This is a genomic window from Streptosporangium sp. CA-135522 (genome assembly GCF_050949235.1).
Classification (GTDB): domain Bacteria; phylum Actinomycetota; class Actinomycetes; order Streptosporangiales; family Streptosporangiaceae; genus Streptosporangium.
Genome location: NZ_CP192026.1, coordinates 5,356,753 through 5,370,814, shown reverse-complemented (window position 1 = coordinate 5,370,814; position 14,062 = coordinate 5,356,753). Strand labels below are relative to the sequence as shown.

Annotated in this window: 20 protein-coding genes; 2 read left to right on the top strand and 18 right to left on the bottom strand. The window is 67.7% G+C overall.

Going from position 1 to position 14,062, the window contains the following annotated elements; genetic code table 11:
- Positions 1-17: 17 nt before the first annotated feature.
- The 11 genes from ACQPYK_RS25410 to ACQPYK_RS25360 form a co-directional block, all read right to left on the bottom strand.
- Positions 18-752, bottom strand: coding sequence for a methyltransferase domain-containing protein (locus ACQPYK_RS25410; RefSeq protein ID WP_433235479.1), 735 nt, complete (start codon positions 750-752; stop codon positions 18-20).
- Positions 749-2,161: an asparagine synthetase B family protein gene (locus tag ACQPYK_RS25405; RefSeq protein ID WP_433235476.1), complete on the bottom strand. Its 1,413-nt coding sequence runs from the start codon at positions 2,159-2,161 to the stop codon at positions 749-751. The genes ACQPYK_RS25410 and ACQPYK_RS25405 overlap by 4 nt, the downstream gene beginning before the upstream one ends.
- A complete protein-coding gene (locus ACQPYK_RS25400) occupies positions 2,149-3,249 on the bottom strand; it encodes a DNA cytosine methyltransferase (RefSeq protein WP_433235473.1) in 1,101 nt (366 codons plus the stop codon). The genes ACQPYK_RS25405 and ACQPYK_RS25400 overlap by 13 nt, the downstream gene beginning before the upstream one ends.
- On the bottom strand, positions 3,246-3,881 hold the full coding sequence (locus ACQPYK_RS25395) for a hypothetical protein (RefSeq protein WP_433235470.1): 636 nt from the start codon (positions 3,879-3,881) through the stop codon (positions 3,246-3,248). Before ACQPYK_RS25395 ends, ACQPYK_RS25400 begins: the two co-directional genes overlap by 4 nt.
- Positions 3,881-4,249, bottom strand: a complete 369-nt coding sequence (locus ACQPYK_RS25390) for a RyR domain-containing protein (RefSeq protein ID WP_433235467.1) — start codon at positions 4,247-4,249, stop codon at positions 3,881-3,883. The genes ACQPYK_RS25395 and ACQPYK_RS25390 overlap by 1 nt, the downstream gene beginning before the upstream one ends.
- 10 nt (positions 4,250-4,259) lie before the next feature.
- Positions 4,260-4,442 (bottom strand): hypothetical protein, encoded by a 183-nt coding sequence (locus ACQPYK_RS25385; protein WP_433235464.1) that lies wholly within the window; start codon positions 4,440-4,442, stop codon positions 4,260-4,262.
- Positions 4,439-5,500 carry a hypothetical protein gene (locus ACQPYK_RS25380; protein WP_433235461.1) on the bottom strand — a complete coding sequence of 354 codons (1,062 nt, stop codon included), beginning with the start codon at positions 5,498-5,500 and terminating at the stop codon, positions 4,439-4,441. Before ACQPYK_RS25380 ends, ACQPYK_RS25385 begins: the two co-directional genes overlap by 4 nt.
- A 1,591-nt stretch (positions 5,501-7,091) precedes the next feature.
- Positions 7,092-8,078, bottom strand: a complete 987-nt coding sequence (locus ACQPYK_RS25375; RefSeq protein ID WP_433235458.1) for a tyrosine-type recombinase/integrase — start codon at positions 8,076-8,078, stop codon at positions 7,092-7,094.
- Positions 8,075-8,608: a hypothetical protein gene (locus ACQPYK_RS25370; protein WP_433235455.1), complete on the bottom strand. Its 534-nt coding sequence runs from the start codon at positions 8,606-8,608 to the stop codon at positions 8,075-8,077. Before ACQPYK_RS25370 ends, ACQPYK_RS25375 begins: the two co-directional genes overlap by 4 nt.
- 72 nt (positions 8,609-8,680) lie before the next feature.
- Positions 8,681-8,968: a hypothetical protein gene (locus tag ACQPYK_RS25365; protein ID WP_433235452.1), complete on the bottom strand. Its 288-nt coding sequence runs from the start codon at positions 8,966-8,968 to the stop codon at positions 8,681-8,683.
- A 72-nt stretch (positions 8,969-9,040) separates the two neighbouring features.
- Positions 9,041-9,691: a hypothetical protein gene (locus ACQPYK_RS25360; RefSeq protein WP_433235449.1), complete on the bottom strand. Its 651-nt coding sequence runs from the start codon at positions 9,689-9,691 to the stop codon at positions 9,041-9,043.
- A gap of 241 nt (positions 9,692-9,932) precedes the next feature.
- Here ACQPYK_RS25360 and ACQPYK_RS25355 point away from each other — a divergent pair, with 241 nt between their 5' ends.
- Positions 9,933-10,160 (top strand): hypothetical protein, encoded by a 228-nt coding sequence (locus tag ACQPYK_RS25355; RefSeq protein ID WP_433235446.1) that lies wholly within the window; start codon positions 9,933-9,935, stop codon positions 10,158-10,160.
- 12 nt (positions 10,161-10,172) lie between these two features.
- Here ACQPYK_RS25355 and ACQPYK_RS25350 read toward each other — a convergent pair whose 3' ends face one another.
- The 5 genes from ACQPYK_RS25350 to ACQPYK_RS25330 all read right to left on the bottom strand — a co-directional run bounded on the left by ACQPYK_RS25350 (position 10,173) and on the right by ACQPYK_RS25330 (position 12,571).
- Positions 10,173-10,352 carry a hypothetical protein gene (locus ACQPYK_RS25350; RefSeq protein ID WP_433235443.1) on the bottom strand — a complete coding sequence of 60 codons (180 nt, stop codon included), beginning with the start codon at positions 10,350-10,352 and terminating at the stop codon, positions 10,173-10,175.
- The gene (locus tag ACQPYK_RS25345) at positions 10,349-10,684 is read right to left on the bottom strand and encodes a hypothetical protein (RefSeq protein ID WP_433235440.1); all 336 of its coding nucleotides are present in this window, start codon (positions 10,682-10,684) and stop codon (positions 10,349-10,351) included. Before ACQPYK_RS25345 ends, ACQPYK_RS25350 begins: the two co-directional genes overlap by 4 nt.
- Positions 10,685-11,134: 450 nt before the next feature.
- A complete protein-coding gene (locus ACQPYK_RS25340) occupies positions 11,135-11,539 on the bottom strand; it encodes a hypothetical protein (RefSeq protein WP_433235437.1) in 405 nt (134 codons plus the stop codon).
- Between the two features lie 72 nt (positions 11,540-11,611).
- Positions 11,612-12,247: a hypothetical protein gene (locus ACQPYK_RS25335; protein WP_433235435.1), complete on the bottom strand. Its 636-nt coding sequence runs from the start codon at positions 12,245-12,247 to the stop codon at positions 11,612-11,614.
- Positions 12,248-12,304: 57 nt separating this feature from the next.
- The gene (locus tag ACQPYK_RS25330; protein WP_433235432.1) at positions 12,305-12,571 is read right to left on the bottom strand and encodes a hypothetical protein; all 267 of its coding nucleotides are present in this window, start codon (positions 12,569-12,571) and stop codon (positions 12,305-12,307) included.
- A gap of 85 nt (positions 12,572-12,656) precedes the next feature.
- Here ACQPYK_RS25330 and ACQPYK_RS25325 point away from each other — a divergent pair, with 85 nt between their 5' ends.
- Positions 12,657-13,055, top strand: coding sequence for a hypothetical protein (locus tag ACQPYK_RS25325; protein WP_433235429.1), 399 nt, complete (start codon positions 12,657-12,659; stop codon positions 13,053-13,055).
- Positions 13,056-13,330: 275 nt separating this feature from the next.
- Here ACQPYK_RS25325 and ACQPYK_RS25320 read toward each other — a convergent pair whose 3' ends face one another.
- Together ACQPYK_RS25320 and ACQPYK_RS25315 are read right to left on the bottom strand one after the other, a co-directional pair.
- Entirely contained in the window at positions 13,331-13,576 is a 246-nt protein-coding gene (locus ACQPYK_RS25320; protein ID WP_433235426.1) for a hypothetical protein, read from the bottom strand.
- Positions 13,573-13,872 (bottom strand): hypothetical protein, encoded by a 300-nt coding sequence (locus tag ACQPYK_RS25315; protein WP_433235423.1) that lies wholly within the window; start codon positions 13,870-13,872, stop codon positions 13,573-13,575. Before ACQPYK_RS25315 ends, ACQPYK_RS25320 begins: the two co-directional genes overlap by 4 nt.
- Positions 13,873-14,062: the final 190 nt, after the last annotated feature.

Sequence of the window (14,062 nt, the reverse complement as noted above, 5' to 3'; positions counted from 1 at the left end):
GGGTGCCCCTCCCCTGGTCACTGTGCGGACGCGAACGCCCCGATAACGGCCCAGGAGTGCCACCGGAACAGCACCTCGGGCGAGTGCCACCCGGCCGCCGTGATGGTCTGCATCGTGGTCTGCTGCGGCGCCGGTCGAAGTACTCCACGGAGTGCCCGAGCCTTCGCCCTGATGGCCGAGTCGCTGATGCCGTGTGCGGCCTTGTAGTCGTGCGCGACGTCCTGGCCGATCTCGGCCCACCGGCCGTCAACTGGCCGGATCTTCTCCGCGACGATCAGCGCGCCCATCTCCTTCGAGTACGCGCGTGCCAGCCTTAGAGCGTCCAGACGTTCCTGCTGCGGGAGGAACTGCAGCGTGAACAGGGCGAGCGTCAGATCAGCATCTGCGTGCGCGAGCGGCGCCTCCTGAATGCGGGTCACGTTGAAGGTGACCTCGTGGCCGCCGAGCTCGTCGATAGCGAGGCGGGCCTGGTCGAGCATCGCGGGCTGCTCGTCGTACAGCGCGAATCGGATGCCGCGGCCCGGGTGCCGTTGCAGGATTCGCAGCGCGGACGCCCCCGTGGACGCGCCGAGGTCCGCGACCAGGCCGCCAGCCGGGACGAGCCAGTCCGTGGTCTCGGCGACTAGGTCCTGAATCGCGTCGTAGAACGGCACCGAGGCGCGCACGTGGTCGTCGAACACCTCAGCCACGTGGCTGGTGAACTCCCACCCGCCAGCGTCGAACTGGTGGGCGATGTCGCTGTCTTCGCTCATGATTCGCTCCGGACGATGCGCCGGTACTCGGCCCGGTAGAACCGCGCCGGGTCGTGCAGTACTTGGGTGATCGCGGTCTTCAACCCGAGGCCGTCTTGGAACGCAACCTTCGGCCGGCGGACAACCGAGTCGGGCAGCAGCCCGGCGTAGGCGTGCTGCAGGACGGCCTTCGGGTGTGCCTTGCCGTCCGCGACCGCGTGCCTGGGCAGCGACAGCGCGAGGTCGACAAGGTCGGGGTCGCAGAACGGCAGCCGCCCCTCCACGCTCGACGCCATGAACGTCTTGTTGACGCGGGGGAAGTTCTTCCTGCTCTGGGTGGCCATCAGGTCACGCCGGTAGACGTGCCAGTCGGTCGTCTGCAGGGCGTGGTAGGCGAAGCCGTACGACGCCCACAGCTCGTCGGACCCCTCACCGGAATAGGTGACCTTGAAGCCGTCGCCGCGCATCGCTTCGGCCAGGCGCAAGCACGCCCACCCGATCTCGATCTGCGCCTTGTACGGCATCTCGATCACCGACACCACCCGGGCCAGGTCCGACGCCGTGGGCACCGGAATGTCGACCTCCACCAGCTCGATGTCGAGCTGCTCGGCCACCTCGCGCGCGCACCGCAGGTCCCGTGACTTGGGGTCCATGCGGGCGGTGTACGCGACCAGGCCCGGCCGGTGCTGGACCAACTCATACGTGATCGCAGCCGAGTCGATCCCACCGGACAGCAGCGCACACACGGGCACGTCCGAGATCAGGCGCCGCCGTACGGCCCGCGCCAGGGACGACTTGAGCGCGACACTCCCCTTCGCGAGGCTCGACGCCACCGGGGCGCAGCTCTGCTTGTGGTAGCGCGTCCACGCGATGCCTGTACGGCTGATCGCCGCCCAGTGCCCCGCGGGGACGTCGGCCACGCTGTTCTCCGCCACCGGCCGGCCGATTGCGGTGAACGCTTTCAGCTCGGACGCCGCAGCGACGGGCTGCGCCAGGTGCAGGTGGAGCGGGATCTCCCCGTGCCGGTCACGCGCGACGTGAAGCACGCCCGGCTGCCGCTCGTCGGCCCACGCCACGGCGAACATGCCGTTGACCAAGGGGAGCGTCGTGTCGGGGCCGAGGATGTGCAGCGCGGCTGCGAAGACCTCCGTATCGCCGGTTGTCTTCCACGCCCGGCCCGGGTCGGCCCGCTCGACCGCGAGCCGCAGGTCAGCGGCGTTGTAGATCTCACCGTTGTATACGATCGTCACCGGCCCGTCGCGGAACGGCTGGTCGGACCGGCCGCCCGGGTCCTGGATCGCGAGCCGCGTATGCGCGAGCGTCACGCCCGCCACGGTGACGGTCGCCGCCGCGTCCGGCCCCCGGTGGGAGAGCCGGGCGGCGGCCGGCGCGAGATTCGCCGCGCCGAGGATCGCCGCTACTCCGCACATGACGGCTCCGCGTCCCGCAGCGGGATGAGGATCTCGTCTCGGACTGCCCCGGCGATCCTGGCCATCATCGGCGGCGGCACCGCCCGCCCGATCCGCTCCCAGCGGCGCGCGTAGTTGCCGGTGAGGACGAAGTCGTCGGGGAACCCGCCGATCCTGCGCAGCTCCGGGATCGTCAGGTAACGCGGGTGCGTCGGGTGGGTGAGCGCGGCCGTGCCCGCCGTCCCGGCCCTGGCCAGGATGGCTGGCGCGGCCTGGTCGAAACTGAGCCGCTTCAAATTCATCCGCTCCGGGTGGCCCTCGCCTGGCCTGAGCTGCCGCCACAGCGGCTCGATCGAGTAGCCGCGGATACTGATCGGGTAGCCCGTCTCCGGGTCATTGGCCAGGTCGTCGAATGCGCCCGGCAGGCCCCTGACAGCGTCCCGAATGGTGTAGTAGTGCGGCTCCGGAGCAGGGTGGACAGGCTGAGAGTTCAGGTCCTCGCGGACCCCGACGAAGATGATCCGCTGCCGCCTCTGCGGGACGCCGAGCCACTGCGCGTCGAGCAGCCGGGCCGTCACGTTGTAGCCCGCTTCGCCCAGAGCCTTGAGGATCCGTTTGAAGTAGCCCTTCGCCGTCCCCTGGACCAGGCCCGCGACGTTCTCCGCAATGAACGTACGCGGCTGCAGGTCCCGCAGCAGGCGGGCGAACTCGAAGAACAGGTCGTCTACCCGCTGCTGGGTGTCGGAGTAGGTCTTGACCGTGCCCCACCCGGCCTCGCGTTTGCCTGACGTGGAGAACGCGGCGCACGGCGGGGAGCCGTCGAGCAGGTCGAGCTCGCCGACGCTCAGGCCCGTCGCGGCCAGGATCTCAGCGGCCGTCACCTCGCGGATATCGCGCGTATCGAGAACTGTGTACGGCGCGGCGTTCGCCCGGTACGTTTCGGCGGCCGCGGGGATGAACTCTGATGCCCACAGCATCCGGAACCCAGCCATCCGGTAGCCGAGTGATGAGCCGCCGCAGCCGGAGAACGTCGATACCGCGTTGAAGCCGTTCCATGGGGTGGCGGCGATCTCCGCCATGGACGGGATCCGGTAGGGCGGCTTACTCACTTGGGCTTCCCGCTCCATTCGTAGCTGCACGAGGGGCAGCGGTAGTCCACGTCGATCGCCTCGTCGAACGAACGGAACTCCGAGGGCGGCTGCGCCTGCGGCATGGGCCGCTCGTCGTCATCATCGTCGACTATGCGCGGGCCGGGGGCCCCGCCCATGTCTCCGGCCAGCGCCGCGGCCATCGCCGCGTCCAGGTCCGCCAGGTCGTCCGCCGTGTAGCCGGTGACAACGAGTAACCCCGCGTCGGCCTGCTGAATGTTGAGCAGAGACTCAACCAGCAGCCCTTCGTCCCAGCCGCCCTTTTCGGTCGTCCTGTTGTTCGCGATGAGGTACGCCTCGGCGTCCGCGTCGGACCGCGACGACCAGCCACGCACGATCGGCACCAGCCACGTGCCGTCCTCGGCCAGGCGCACCCCCTCGGGAGGAGTTGAGCCGCTCGCGGCCATTGCCGTTAGGACTTCCTTGCGGCCGTGGCCGACAACAAGCCGGCCTGTGCGTTCGTCGATCTCTCCGGCGACGATGCAGCCGAACGTCTCGATCGAGGCGCGGATCGCGGGCAGGTCGTGGTCCTTGGCGTTCCGCGCCGCAGCCGGAATGCCCGGGAGCGGCATGTACTCGATGCGGCGCTGCATCACACCTCCGTCCGAGGGCTGTCGCTCGTCGACATGGCGCGGACGATCGCGTGGAACATGTGGTCCTTGACGCGCTGCTCGTCGGGCAGGTCCATGTACGGCACGAGGCACGGGTGCGTCTTGATGTGGGCGTTCTTGTCCGGGCCGTACATCCACCCGGCGGCCCGCTTCGTGTCGCACCACGTCTCGTGGAGCTCCTGCGGTGTGGCACCGTCGAGAGCGGCTTCGACACCTTCAGCCGTGGACTTACGCTGCCAGGCCGGGGCGTCGTCCCAGTGCGGCGACGGGGCGGGGTCGCCGTGCGCGATCTGCAGGACGCGGTTCGCCTCGTGGCACACGCGGGCGATCGTCTCCAGGTACGCCTTCATACGTCCCACCTCACGTAATGATCGGTTCGCAGGCGAGCAGGCGGCGGCCGCGCTGCTCGTACCAGGCGGTGAGTGCCGTGGCGACGACGTCGTGGATCTCGGCCGTCACGTCGTCGTAGCTCACGTCCTCCGGCAGGTGGTCGCTGTCGTTGACGGTCGCGGCCAAACTCCAGCGGGTGAGGGTGGCGCTCATCGGTCACTGCCTTCCTCGGCTGGGCGGTAGCCGTACCGGACGCGCTGCTCGGACAGGTCAGCGGTGATCCGCGCGCACGCCTCCTCAACCCACCTGTCGTGCGTCGCGGCGGCGTCGGTCAAGGTGACCGCGGCCGCCATGATGGTGCCGCGTTTGCCGTCGCTGCCCGATCGGGTGGGGATGCCCCGGTCGGATTCCCAGTCGACGGACCACGACATCGTCGGGCGGCGCGTCTTCGGCCTGCCGTACCGGACGTGCTGCAGGTTGAGCTGCACCTGGTAGGAGTCGCCTTCGGGCAGGTGCACCCATGCGAGCACTGGGCCGGCGGCGTCCTCGTAGGAGAACCGCTTCGGCCCGCGCAGCCGCTCGACCAGATCCAGGTTGATGGAGCCCTGCCACCACTTCGGCTCGTCGCGGGACCAGTGGCCTTGCCGCGCCCACAGCTTCCAGCGCAGAGTCCATCCGTCCAGGCTCAGGCCGATCTCCCGGCTGTCGTAGCCTTCCGGGATCAGGCGGCGCTGCAGCCAGGCGCCGAACTGTTCGGTGTGCAGGTAGAGGGCGCCCAGCGGGTTGATCCGCAGGTGCGCGGCCACAGTGTGGTCGCTACCGGCGGCGCCGATCTCCAGTTCGATGGAGAACACGCCGAACGTCCGGCCGATGAGCAGTTCGCCGCCGAGCGTGCCGGTTGGCTCTCCCGTGGTCAGGCCGGGCGGGTGGAAGCGGTCCGGTGAGCGCAGTTCCGGGATGGTGGAGCTCCAGATGGCTGAAATGGCGTCGCTGAGCGAGCGCGGCCCGGTGTACGGGTCGCCGATCGCGTACTGCTCGGGGTCGAGGTTGCCCTGCGGGTCGGGTCGGGCTCCGCACCGGTCGCACGCCACCCAGCGGCGCGCGGCCAGGCCTTGTTCGTGGGGGCCGTACCCGTCGACGACTGGCCGGTGGCCGCGGAGGCGACACCACAGCATGAGACGGGGCGCGTCGTGGAGCCAGAAGCCGCGGTGGGCCAGGACGCCGGGTTTGCGGCCGTCCCGCTTGGCGTAGTCGGAGGTGTGCCAGTACATGAGGGGACTCCGAGGGGTTGAGGGGTGGTGCCCGGTCCGGCACGTTTTCCGCGCTTCCCCCTAGCGCAGGGCCGCGCCGGACCGGGGGCATGGGGAAGGCCCCGGACCGTGTTGGGTCCGGGGCCTTCGGAGCGCTCTCGCGCGATACGCGTCTGAGAGCGTTTCTAAGAAGATCGTTCCGAGGGGGTCAGGGAGGTACGGGAGAGGCTCCGAACGTCAGCGAGTCGCAAACTCAGCAACGCGCACATGCACTGTTGCTAGCACTTTGACATGCGGGTTCCACGCTGAAGACCAGAGTATGCACTGTTGTCAAGTGCCGCAAGTCAGCGCGCCCGATGTTGGGGGCAAAGACGTGCAGCAGACCGGCGTATTGCTCCCGGCGTGGCCTCAGCCCAGCGCGATCATGGGGCGTGGAATCTAGACTTGGCCCATGTTCAGACATCCCGGGGCTGCACGAGATCCTGCGCTGGATCCCGTAACAGCCCTCAACGAGAAACCGCATCTGGAGTCCATCACGCTGGCGAACGGCATTCGCGCGCAGGTCATTCGCCCAAGCCTTAGTTACGACCTGGGCCCCTGGGAGAACCCCCGAGTGCATGGTCCCGAATTGCACGTTGTTGACGGGCAACACCGGGTGAGCGCGGCGCTCGCACTCCTCAATCGGCAACAACGCAGGAGCGCGCATGCGGTCTTAAAGAGATATGACCAGATCGGCAAGTTTGGCCTCGGCTTCAAGACAACTCTGAGCCTGGAAGCGACCCCCAGGCTTATCGTTGCTCAGGGAGCGCTGGCCACCCTCCGCCCCGACAGAGTCACCGATCCAGTCGACCGCCTCGCGGGTCAGGGCGTGGCAGCGCCGTGCGGGGTTTACACATACGCGGAGGAGTCGCCTATCCGGCTGCCGGGATCGCCCGTATCCCAGCGTCACCGCACTGATAGGTCCGCCGAACTCTTGTTCTGGGCAGTCGTGGAATGGGTCATCCGGCTGCTGCTGACCTTGGCTCGCGCGCGACGTGCCCCGGTGGTTCGCGCATTCACGCTGTTGACGCAGCGCTCCCGACGTCGCCGCCGACGTCGCCGCTTCGGAGGCGTCGTGTTGTCGAATCCGCTGCCTCCCACGGTGTCCGCTCGCCGCCCGAAGGTGGCGGCCGATGGTCGCCTTCATCATCGGGATCCTTATTGGGATGCTCGTCAACGAGCTGGGCGAGCTGTGCCCGTGGGCGTCGCGTAGCCTCGTTCTCCGTGCTTCCCGGGCGATTCACCGTGACCCTAAACGCGCCCAGCAGTGCACAGCCCGGCTAAATGAGGCTCTGGCCCGCGTACCCGGGAAAGCCACCCTCCTTCCCGCTGCCCTCCTTCTCGTGGGGTCGCTCCTCATCGGTGCCGCTTGGCGAAGCCGAACGAAGGCCAGGATCTTCACCTTATTGTCCGCGAAAGCGCGGATGCTTCGCCATGCCCTCGCTCACGTCAAGCGGGAGGTGATACGTCGCCGATCCCGACGGCACCTGCGTTGGTGAGTGCGGCGGCCTGGCTGGGGGCTGCATCGAGCCACCTTCGCCAGGCCGCTGCTCTGCCTAACGCGGTCAGCCCTTCACATCCCAATCCCTGCCGTGGCGTTGTCCGCCCACTGGTCCACGATCCGCAGGTACTCGTGCAACGCAGTGCTATTCGGCGCCCAACCGCCCTGCTCAGCGATCGTCTTGTAGTCGTGCTTGGCCTCCCGCGCCGCCGTGGCGAGGCCGGCGCGCATGCTGTGCCCGGTGATGCCCTCTAGGCCCACCGCCTTGGCCGCGTCCGCGATAGCGATCCCGATGCCCTGCCCGGTGATCGGGCCCAGCATCTTGTGCCGGTTGAAGCGCATGAACGCGGGCCCGTCAGGGGCGAGGTCCGCGGCCGCCGCCCACGCCACCCAGGCGCGCTGTGAGCACGTCCACTCGTTCTCGCCCTTCTTGATCGCAGGCGAGCGGGCGCCGGTCTTGCCGTACCGGCTGTACACCAGCAGGCCCTTCTCCGTCACGACCACGTCCCGGGCGAGGAGGTTCGCCAACTCCGACCGGCGCGCCGCCATGCCGAACCCGACCGTCAGGATGGCCCGGTCCCGCTTGCCCTTCAGGCTGTCCGGCAGTGCCTTCGACATCGCGCGGAGCTGCATCATCGTCAGCGGCGGGGCCTGGCCGCGGCCCCGCTGCTCCCCCGACTCGGCCAGCATCCGGGCCAGCGCATCGACCGCCTTCTTCGCCTTCTTCGGCCCATTCGGGTGCACCGGGACGCCGCGCTCCCGCAGGGACACCGCCGCGCCGTACAGGTTTCGCTCGATCGTCTTCGGTGCTTTGCCTTCCTTGCCGAGCCAGATCACGAACCCGAGGAACGCGCCCGGCGTGCCGGCCTCCAGCGGGATGCCCACCTCGGCGACGTACCGTTCCCACGCCCGCCAGTCGGAGGCGTAGGAGCGCAGCGTGTTCGCCGAGCGGGGCTCGAACTCCTCGGCCGCCTGGTCGAGCTCGGCGAGCCGGGCCCACAGTTCGCCGTCCCTGGCCGGCACCAGCTCGTCGCCGCCGTGCAGCTCCAGCTCGGTCACTCGTCCTCCCCCACGGCGGGCATCTTCGGGTGGACCAGGGTGTCGAACCGGTCAACGTCGATCGGGAAGCCAGTGCGGGCCGTCATCCAGTTCGCTTTCTCAGCGAAATCAGGGTCGCCTGGCAGGCCGTCAACGAACTTCGCCCGGTAGAACCACTCGGCCGCGCGCCAGATCACCTCGTCGTCCTGGCGGGCCTTCCACCACTCCTGCAGCAACGGCTGCGCGGGGACCGACGACCCAGACTGGAAGCACTGACCGCCCGGCACGAACGGGCACCGCTCAGGCCGAGGCCGGTGGCCGTCGTACAGGGGCTTCGGGGAGTGGTAGCCGACGTCTTTGCCCATCCAGCCGCCGGGGAAGAACTCGTCGTCGCGGACGTAGCTGGGCATGTCCGGCATCTTCATGAACGACACGTGGACTCCGCCGAGCGGGCCGGTCAGGATCCAGGCTCGGCCACCTCCGTCCGGCTGCTCGGCGCTGTCGTCGATCACCTGCCGCGTGAACTCGCTGGTGGGGGGAATCTCGCTCATCGGGTGTCTCCATGGGTCGGGTTGGGTGAGGAATGGCTCCCCGGCTGGGGGCCGGGGGCACTGCGGAGCGGATCAGGTGTTGTGACGCAACACCCGCTCCTCTACCTCGGCCGCGCTCGGCCCGATCGACGCCATGATCAGGGTGAGCAGAGCGTCCCGGTAGTCCTCCGGCAGCTGTCCCTCCGACACCAGGTAATCGATGTGTCCGTGTTCCTCCAGCCAGGCGAGCACCTGGCCGACATTCCAATCCAGGTGGATGGTGCTGCACTGCGCGGCGAGATCCCGCAGCGACATCGCGCCTTCACCGTACGGATCGAGGAGCTTCGCGTGGAACGTCGCGGCGATCTGGTCGTATCTCACGTGGTTCCTTTCATGGGGGTTGGTCAGGTGAGCGGCGCTCCCCAGCTGGGTGACTGGGGAGCGCGGGACGAATCAGGGCTTGCGGACGCGGTCCATCAGCTCGGCGATCTCAGCGACGTACGGCTCACGGCCGTTCATCCACTCGGCGTCGTCGAGCCGCTTGTTCAGGTACACCTGCAGCTCGTCGGCGGTGATCTCGGTCAGGTCTTCACGGGTGACGTCGGCGTGCGGCGCCGGCCAGGAGCCGACCCAGTCGTCGGCGTAGTAGAGCTGGCCGGTGGCGTCGTCACGCCAGACGCCGGTCACGTCGGCCTCGGCGGGGCCGTCGAAGAAGTCGATCTCACCCACAGCGGTCAGGCCGGGCAGCTCGGGCAGGAACGGGTAGGGCATGCGCTCGTCTTTCGGGTCGGGCTTGGCCGGTGCGTCCAGCTCGAACCGGGCGTCCTCCTCCCGCCACAGGGTGGCGTCGAGGCCGATTGGCCCGTCATAGGTGACGTCGATGCCCCACATGCCGGGCGCGCTGCCGCGGTGCGGCTCGCTGGTGACGGTGCCCTTCTGCGGCTGACCGCCGAGGGCCTTCGGGCGCGGGACAAGGATGCGGTCGTTCACCTTCAGCTCGGTGATGAGCTTGCCGGACGGGCGCTCGCTCCACAGCCCTCGGGTGATGCCCCTCTTGTGGAGCGCGCGGTCGTGTTCCTCCGCCGAGATGTTGAGCTCGTTCATGTTGCTTGCCTTTTTGCTAGCGGGTTGGTTGGAGCGGGTGAGTTGGGTGACTCACTCGCGATTTCGTGATCTTGGAAGCGTTGATCACTGCTCGAATCCTAACTCACGATAAGGGACATTATCGTGAGTTAAAGCGGAAGATCACGTGAATCCCGTGAGGTCTTTTCACAAGCACCGACGAACCCGCCGCCTCAGTCCCTACGCTCGAATCACACAGAGAGGACACACGATGACGCTGGACATGAGCCGCTGGACAGTCACCGTCGAGAAGCTCGACGAGGACACGGCGCACAAGTACAAGCGCCCGGACACCGTAGGGATGGAAGGCGTCGTCGTGCGCTACCACGACGGCCGGTTCGTGAGAGTCGATGCGGTCCGCGATGAGATCCCGCCCGCCATCTCCATGGAGCAGGCCGCGCAGACCATCGCCGAGGGGTACGGCGCGCGGTACGCCGGCATCGTGGAGTAGTCGAGCCCCCACTCAACCCTCGGCATCCACGAACGCAAGCACCTCCGCCGAAAGATGCCCACGCAACCGAGGCAGATCACACGACAACACACGCTCGACAACCACAGGATCCGCGGCCGACCAACCACCCGCCGCCTGCACCTGTTCCAGCCGGGCAACCACCGTCGCGAGATCCAGCTCCAGATCAGTCACCGACGCGTCCCCGCCCAACCCGCAACCTCCACCACCGTCCGCACCTCCAACGGCTGCAACAACATCACCGGCTCAACCTCGAACACCCGCGCCAACACCACCAGATCATCCACATCCACATGCCGGAAACGCGGCGCCCCCGCATCCGCGGCAGCCTCCAACTTGTTCACCGACACCTCAGACAACCGGCGCCCAGCACCAGCCATCCGCTCACCCAACTCCCGCTGCGACCACCCGCGGCCCAGCCGCAACAACCGCACATTCGCCGCAACCACCCGGCCCAACGGCCCAACACCATTCACCGCACGCTCACCCACCCTCACCAGACGCAAGCCCGAACGCTAGCGGCAACCGAGCACCCGGCCGGCCACGCGACCCACGACGCTCACGCTCCACCACCAACAACTCCCGCACATTCACCAACCCCCCCGCCTCCCCCGGCCGACGAGCACGAGGCAAACCCGTCCGCTCGTCGACCACCAGACACCGAAGACGACCCGACGCAACCCACCTCCCCACCGTCGTCCGATCCACCCCAACACGACCAGCCGCCACATCAAAATCCACCCACACACCACCATCATCACCCCCACAACCCCCCACCTGCGCACACACCGACACACACGCCAGGCAAAACGACACCAACACACACCCCCCGAACCAAACGGAACAGCAGCACACACCGGGGCCCGCCCGGGGGGCTGGAGGGGGGTGGGGGAGGGGCCGGAACGCGAAAGAGCCCGCTAGCCATGTGGCTAGCGGGCTCGTTTCCCTTGCTCGGACTATCCGAGAACGTCTCCAATGAACTCTCGGACGATCTCACGTCGCACCGTCTGCTCAGCTTTGGCGACGATCGCGCGTAGGCGCTTGATCTCGGCGCGGTTGACGGTCTCGGCCGCGCCGTTCGACTTGAGGTCAGAGAGGACCCTGTCATAGGTGCACTCGGAAAGCTTGTGAATCGCCTCGAAAGCTTCCACCAGCGGCGCGGCGATGGCCTCGCTGTAGAACATCAGGGCATGCTCAACACCGGCGCAGCAGACGTCATGATGGATGGTCAGGACCGGCTTACGGGCGGACGTCATGGTCACGTTGAGACCGATCGGGATGTGCAGAACGGCGAGAAGCAGCGCGTACAGCTCCACCGTCTCCATGATCAGTTCGTTGGTGGGGGTCGTGTTGCGGAACATGGGTAGATCTCCTGACTAGGTGGGTTGGCTGGGGTGAAGTCGGGCCGCGCGGGTACGCGGCCCGACGTGGTGTTACTGCTGGGCGGCCTGCTGAGCCTCGAAAGCGGCAAGCATCGCTTCCTGTGCGGTGACGTCCAGTTCGTGCGAGCGTGCGACCTCAATGGCTGCGCGCAAGTCCTTGATGGTCTTGTCCATCAAGTCGCTTGCCGCCTTGCGCTCCGCAGCCTTGCGGGCTTCCTCACGCTGGGCCTTGATCCGCTCCATGGCGTCCGGCAGAACGGCGGTGATCCACTTACCCAGGTCCGACACGCTGGCCCCAGCGGGCGCGGCAAGGGGGTGCTCCTCATCCGTGAGGGCCAGCATCTGCATGCCCTCGTATCTACGCGTGGTCCACCGGGTGACGGCCTTGCCGGTGCCCTGCGTGTAGATGTGCGAAGCAGGGAAGTCACTGCCCTCGGGCAGCGGGATCAGGTCCTCACCGATGAGAGCGTCACCGTGAAGCTGGTCCGCCTTGTGCAGGCTGGCTAGGGTGGCGATGCTCGGCCGGTTCCCGCCTACGAAAGACCAGAAGGACGCGGTCCCCCGGGCGCTACCCCCCTTAGGGGTTTCGGCCCTGGTCAACCACGCGTAGATGGGGAGAAGCGCGGTCGCCTGCTCAACACTGAGATTGATCTCCGTGGCGGTGGCGGTGGCGGTGTTCTCGGTCATGATCTTCCCTTTCGGGTAGGGGGCCGCCCGCCCTGTTGCGGGCGGCCCTGGGGGTGGTTAGGCGATGAGGGTTTCGTCGCCGCCGGTGTCCCGACTGGCAGGCTTTTGCTTGCGCTTTTGCTTGCGTGATGGGACGTGTCGGGCGTTGCGCTTGACGACCCAGATGGCGACGCCGACCGCGCTCACCGCGAGGATTCCCAACGCGCCGAGAGCGATACCCGTGGGGGTGCCGAACCCTGCGAGCTGGGCAGCCTGCCCGCTGACCTCGGTGCTGATCCCAGACCCGAGCTGTACAGCTTGCGGGATGCAAGCCAGACCGGGCACGGGAGGAGTCGCACACGCGGGGGTCGCCGGAGGAGCAACCACCGGGGTTTCCACCGGCGCGGGCATCGTGGGTAGCGGCTGCGCAGTGACGAAACTCACGGACACGGACGGCGCGGGGGTGGCCGTGACTGTGGTTGTCGCCGTGGCGGTCGCCGTCTTGGTCGCCGTGGCTGTGGCCGTGGCGGTCGCGGTGGCCGTCTTGGTTGCCGTGGCTGTGGCTGTGGCTGTGGCGGTCGCCGTGGCCGTGGTTGTTGCCATGGTGGTGACCGTCGCCGTCATGGTGGCAGTGGCGGTGATGGTCTCCGTCACGGTGGGCGCGGGGTTCTCCGGCTCCAAGGTGACGTCGGCGACTGCGGCGGCAGGCGCACTGTCCGCGACCGCTGCCGCGATCGGGAGGAGCGCCGCGCATGTGATGAGGATGGCGGCGACCGCCGCCACCGCCGCCCCCCTTGCTCTTCTCGTTTCGTTCATGAGGCAAGCCTAGGGGTTGTTTCGTTTTCGAGACGACCTTTTGCATCACGATCAAGTAACGCTATTTCCGCAGGTCGGACGGGGTCACGCCCGCACCGGGATCCTCGCGAGGCGCACCGCCGACGTTGTGTCTTGGCTAACCGTCGTTTTGCGTGTGGCGGTGTTGGTGGTGGTGGTGCGTTTGGCCTTGCGGATCGCTACGTGGCCCGTGGAGCGTTTTTGATCATGGACTCCGCCCTCTTGGTCGGATCGTGCGCGCTAGCGCTTCAGCTTGCGTCTGAGAGCGTTCTAGACGGGTTTCTGATCCGTTCTCCGTGTCGCGTCGTTCGTGGGGAAGTTCTCAGCGACGAGAGGGTGAGTGTCCGGGGTTCGTTGGGTGGTGCAGGTCCGGCAGTGGTCGAGGCCGGCGGTGTGGGTCCAGCCGTAGCGGTTGTGGGCGCGGCGGCGGGCTTGTTCGGGGGTGGTGGCTGTGATGTGGCCGACGGCGCCGCAGCTGGGGGTGTCGCAGTGGATGTCGATGCCGCCGATGGTCATTGATCGTCTCCGGTGTGGCGTCGGTCGAGGATGCGTTGGGCGTGGGCGCGGTAGGCGGCGACTTGTTCGGGGGTGGCGGGTTGGGCTTGGGAGGGGATTTTCACGATGGCGTCGCGGACGTGGAGGCGTGAGCCTTGTTCGTCTCGTGCGGCGAGAACGGATTCGACGACGAGGCGGTGGGACCAGGGGCAGCCGATGAGTTCGCGGATGACCTGGTCGAGGTCCCAGTCGGGGCGCATCTCGGCGAGGAGGGCGGCGAGGGGGCCGTAGGCCGGGTGGAGAGTGGGCTGGGTCATGGGGTGGTCCTTCTTGCTTGCGTGAGTGCTTGCGTCATTTCTCGTGATCTTGGGGCGATGATCTTCCCCCTTCCACCTAAGCCACGTACGGAGAGAACTATGTGTATAGGGATAGATAGGGAGTCTTTTATAGGGATGGGCCCGGATCCTCGTCCGGGCATTCCGAGCGATTGCCCGGATCCTCGTCCGT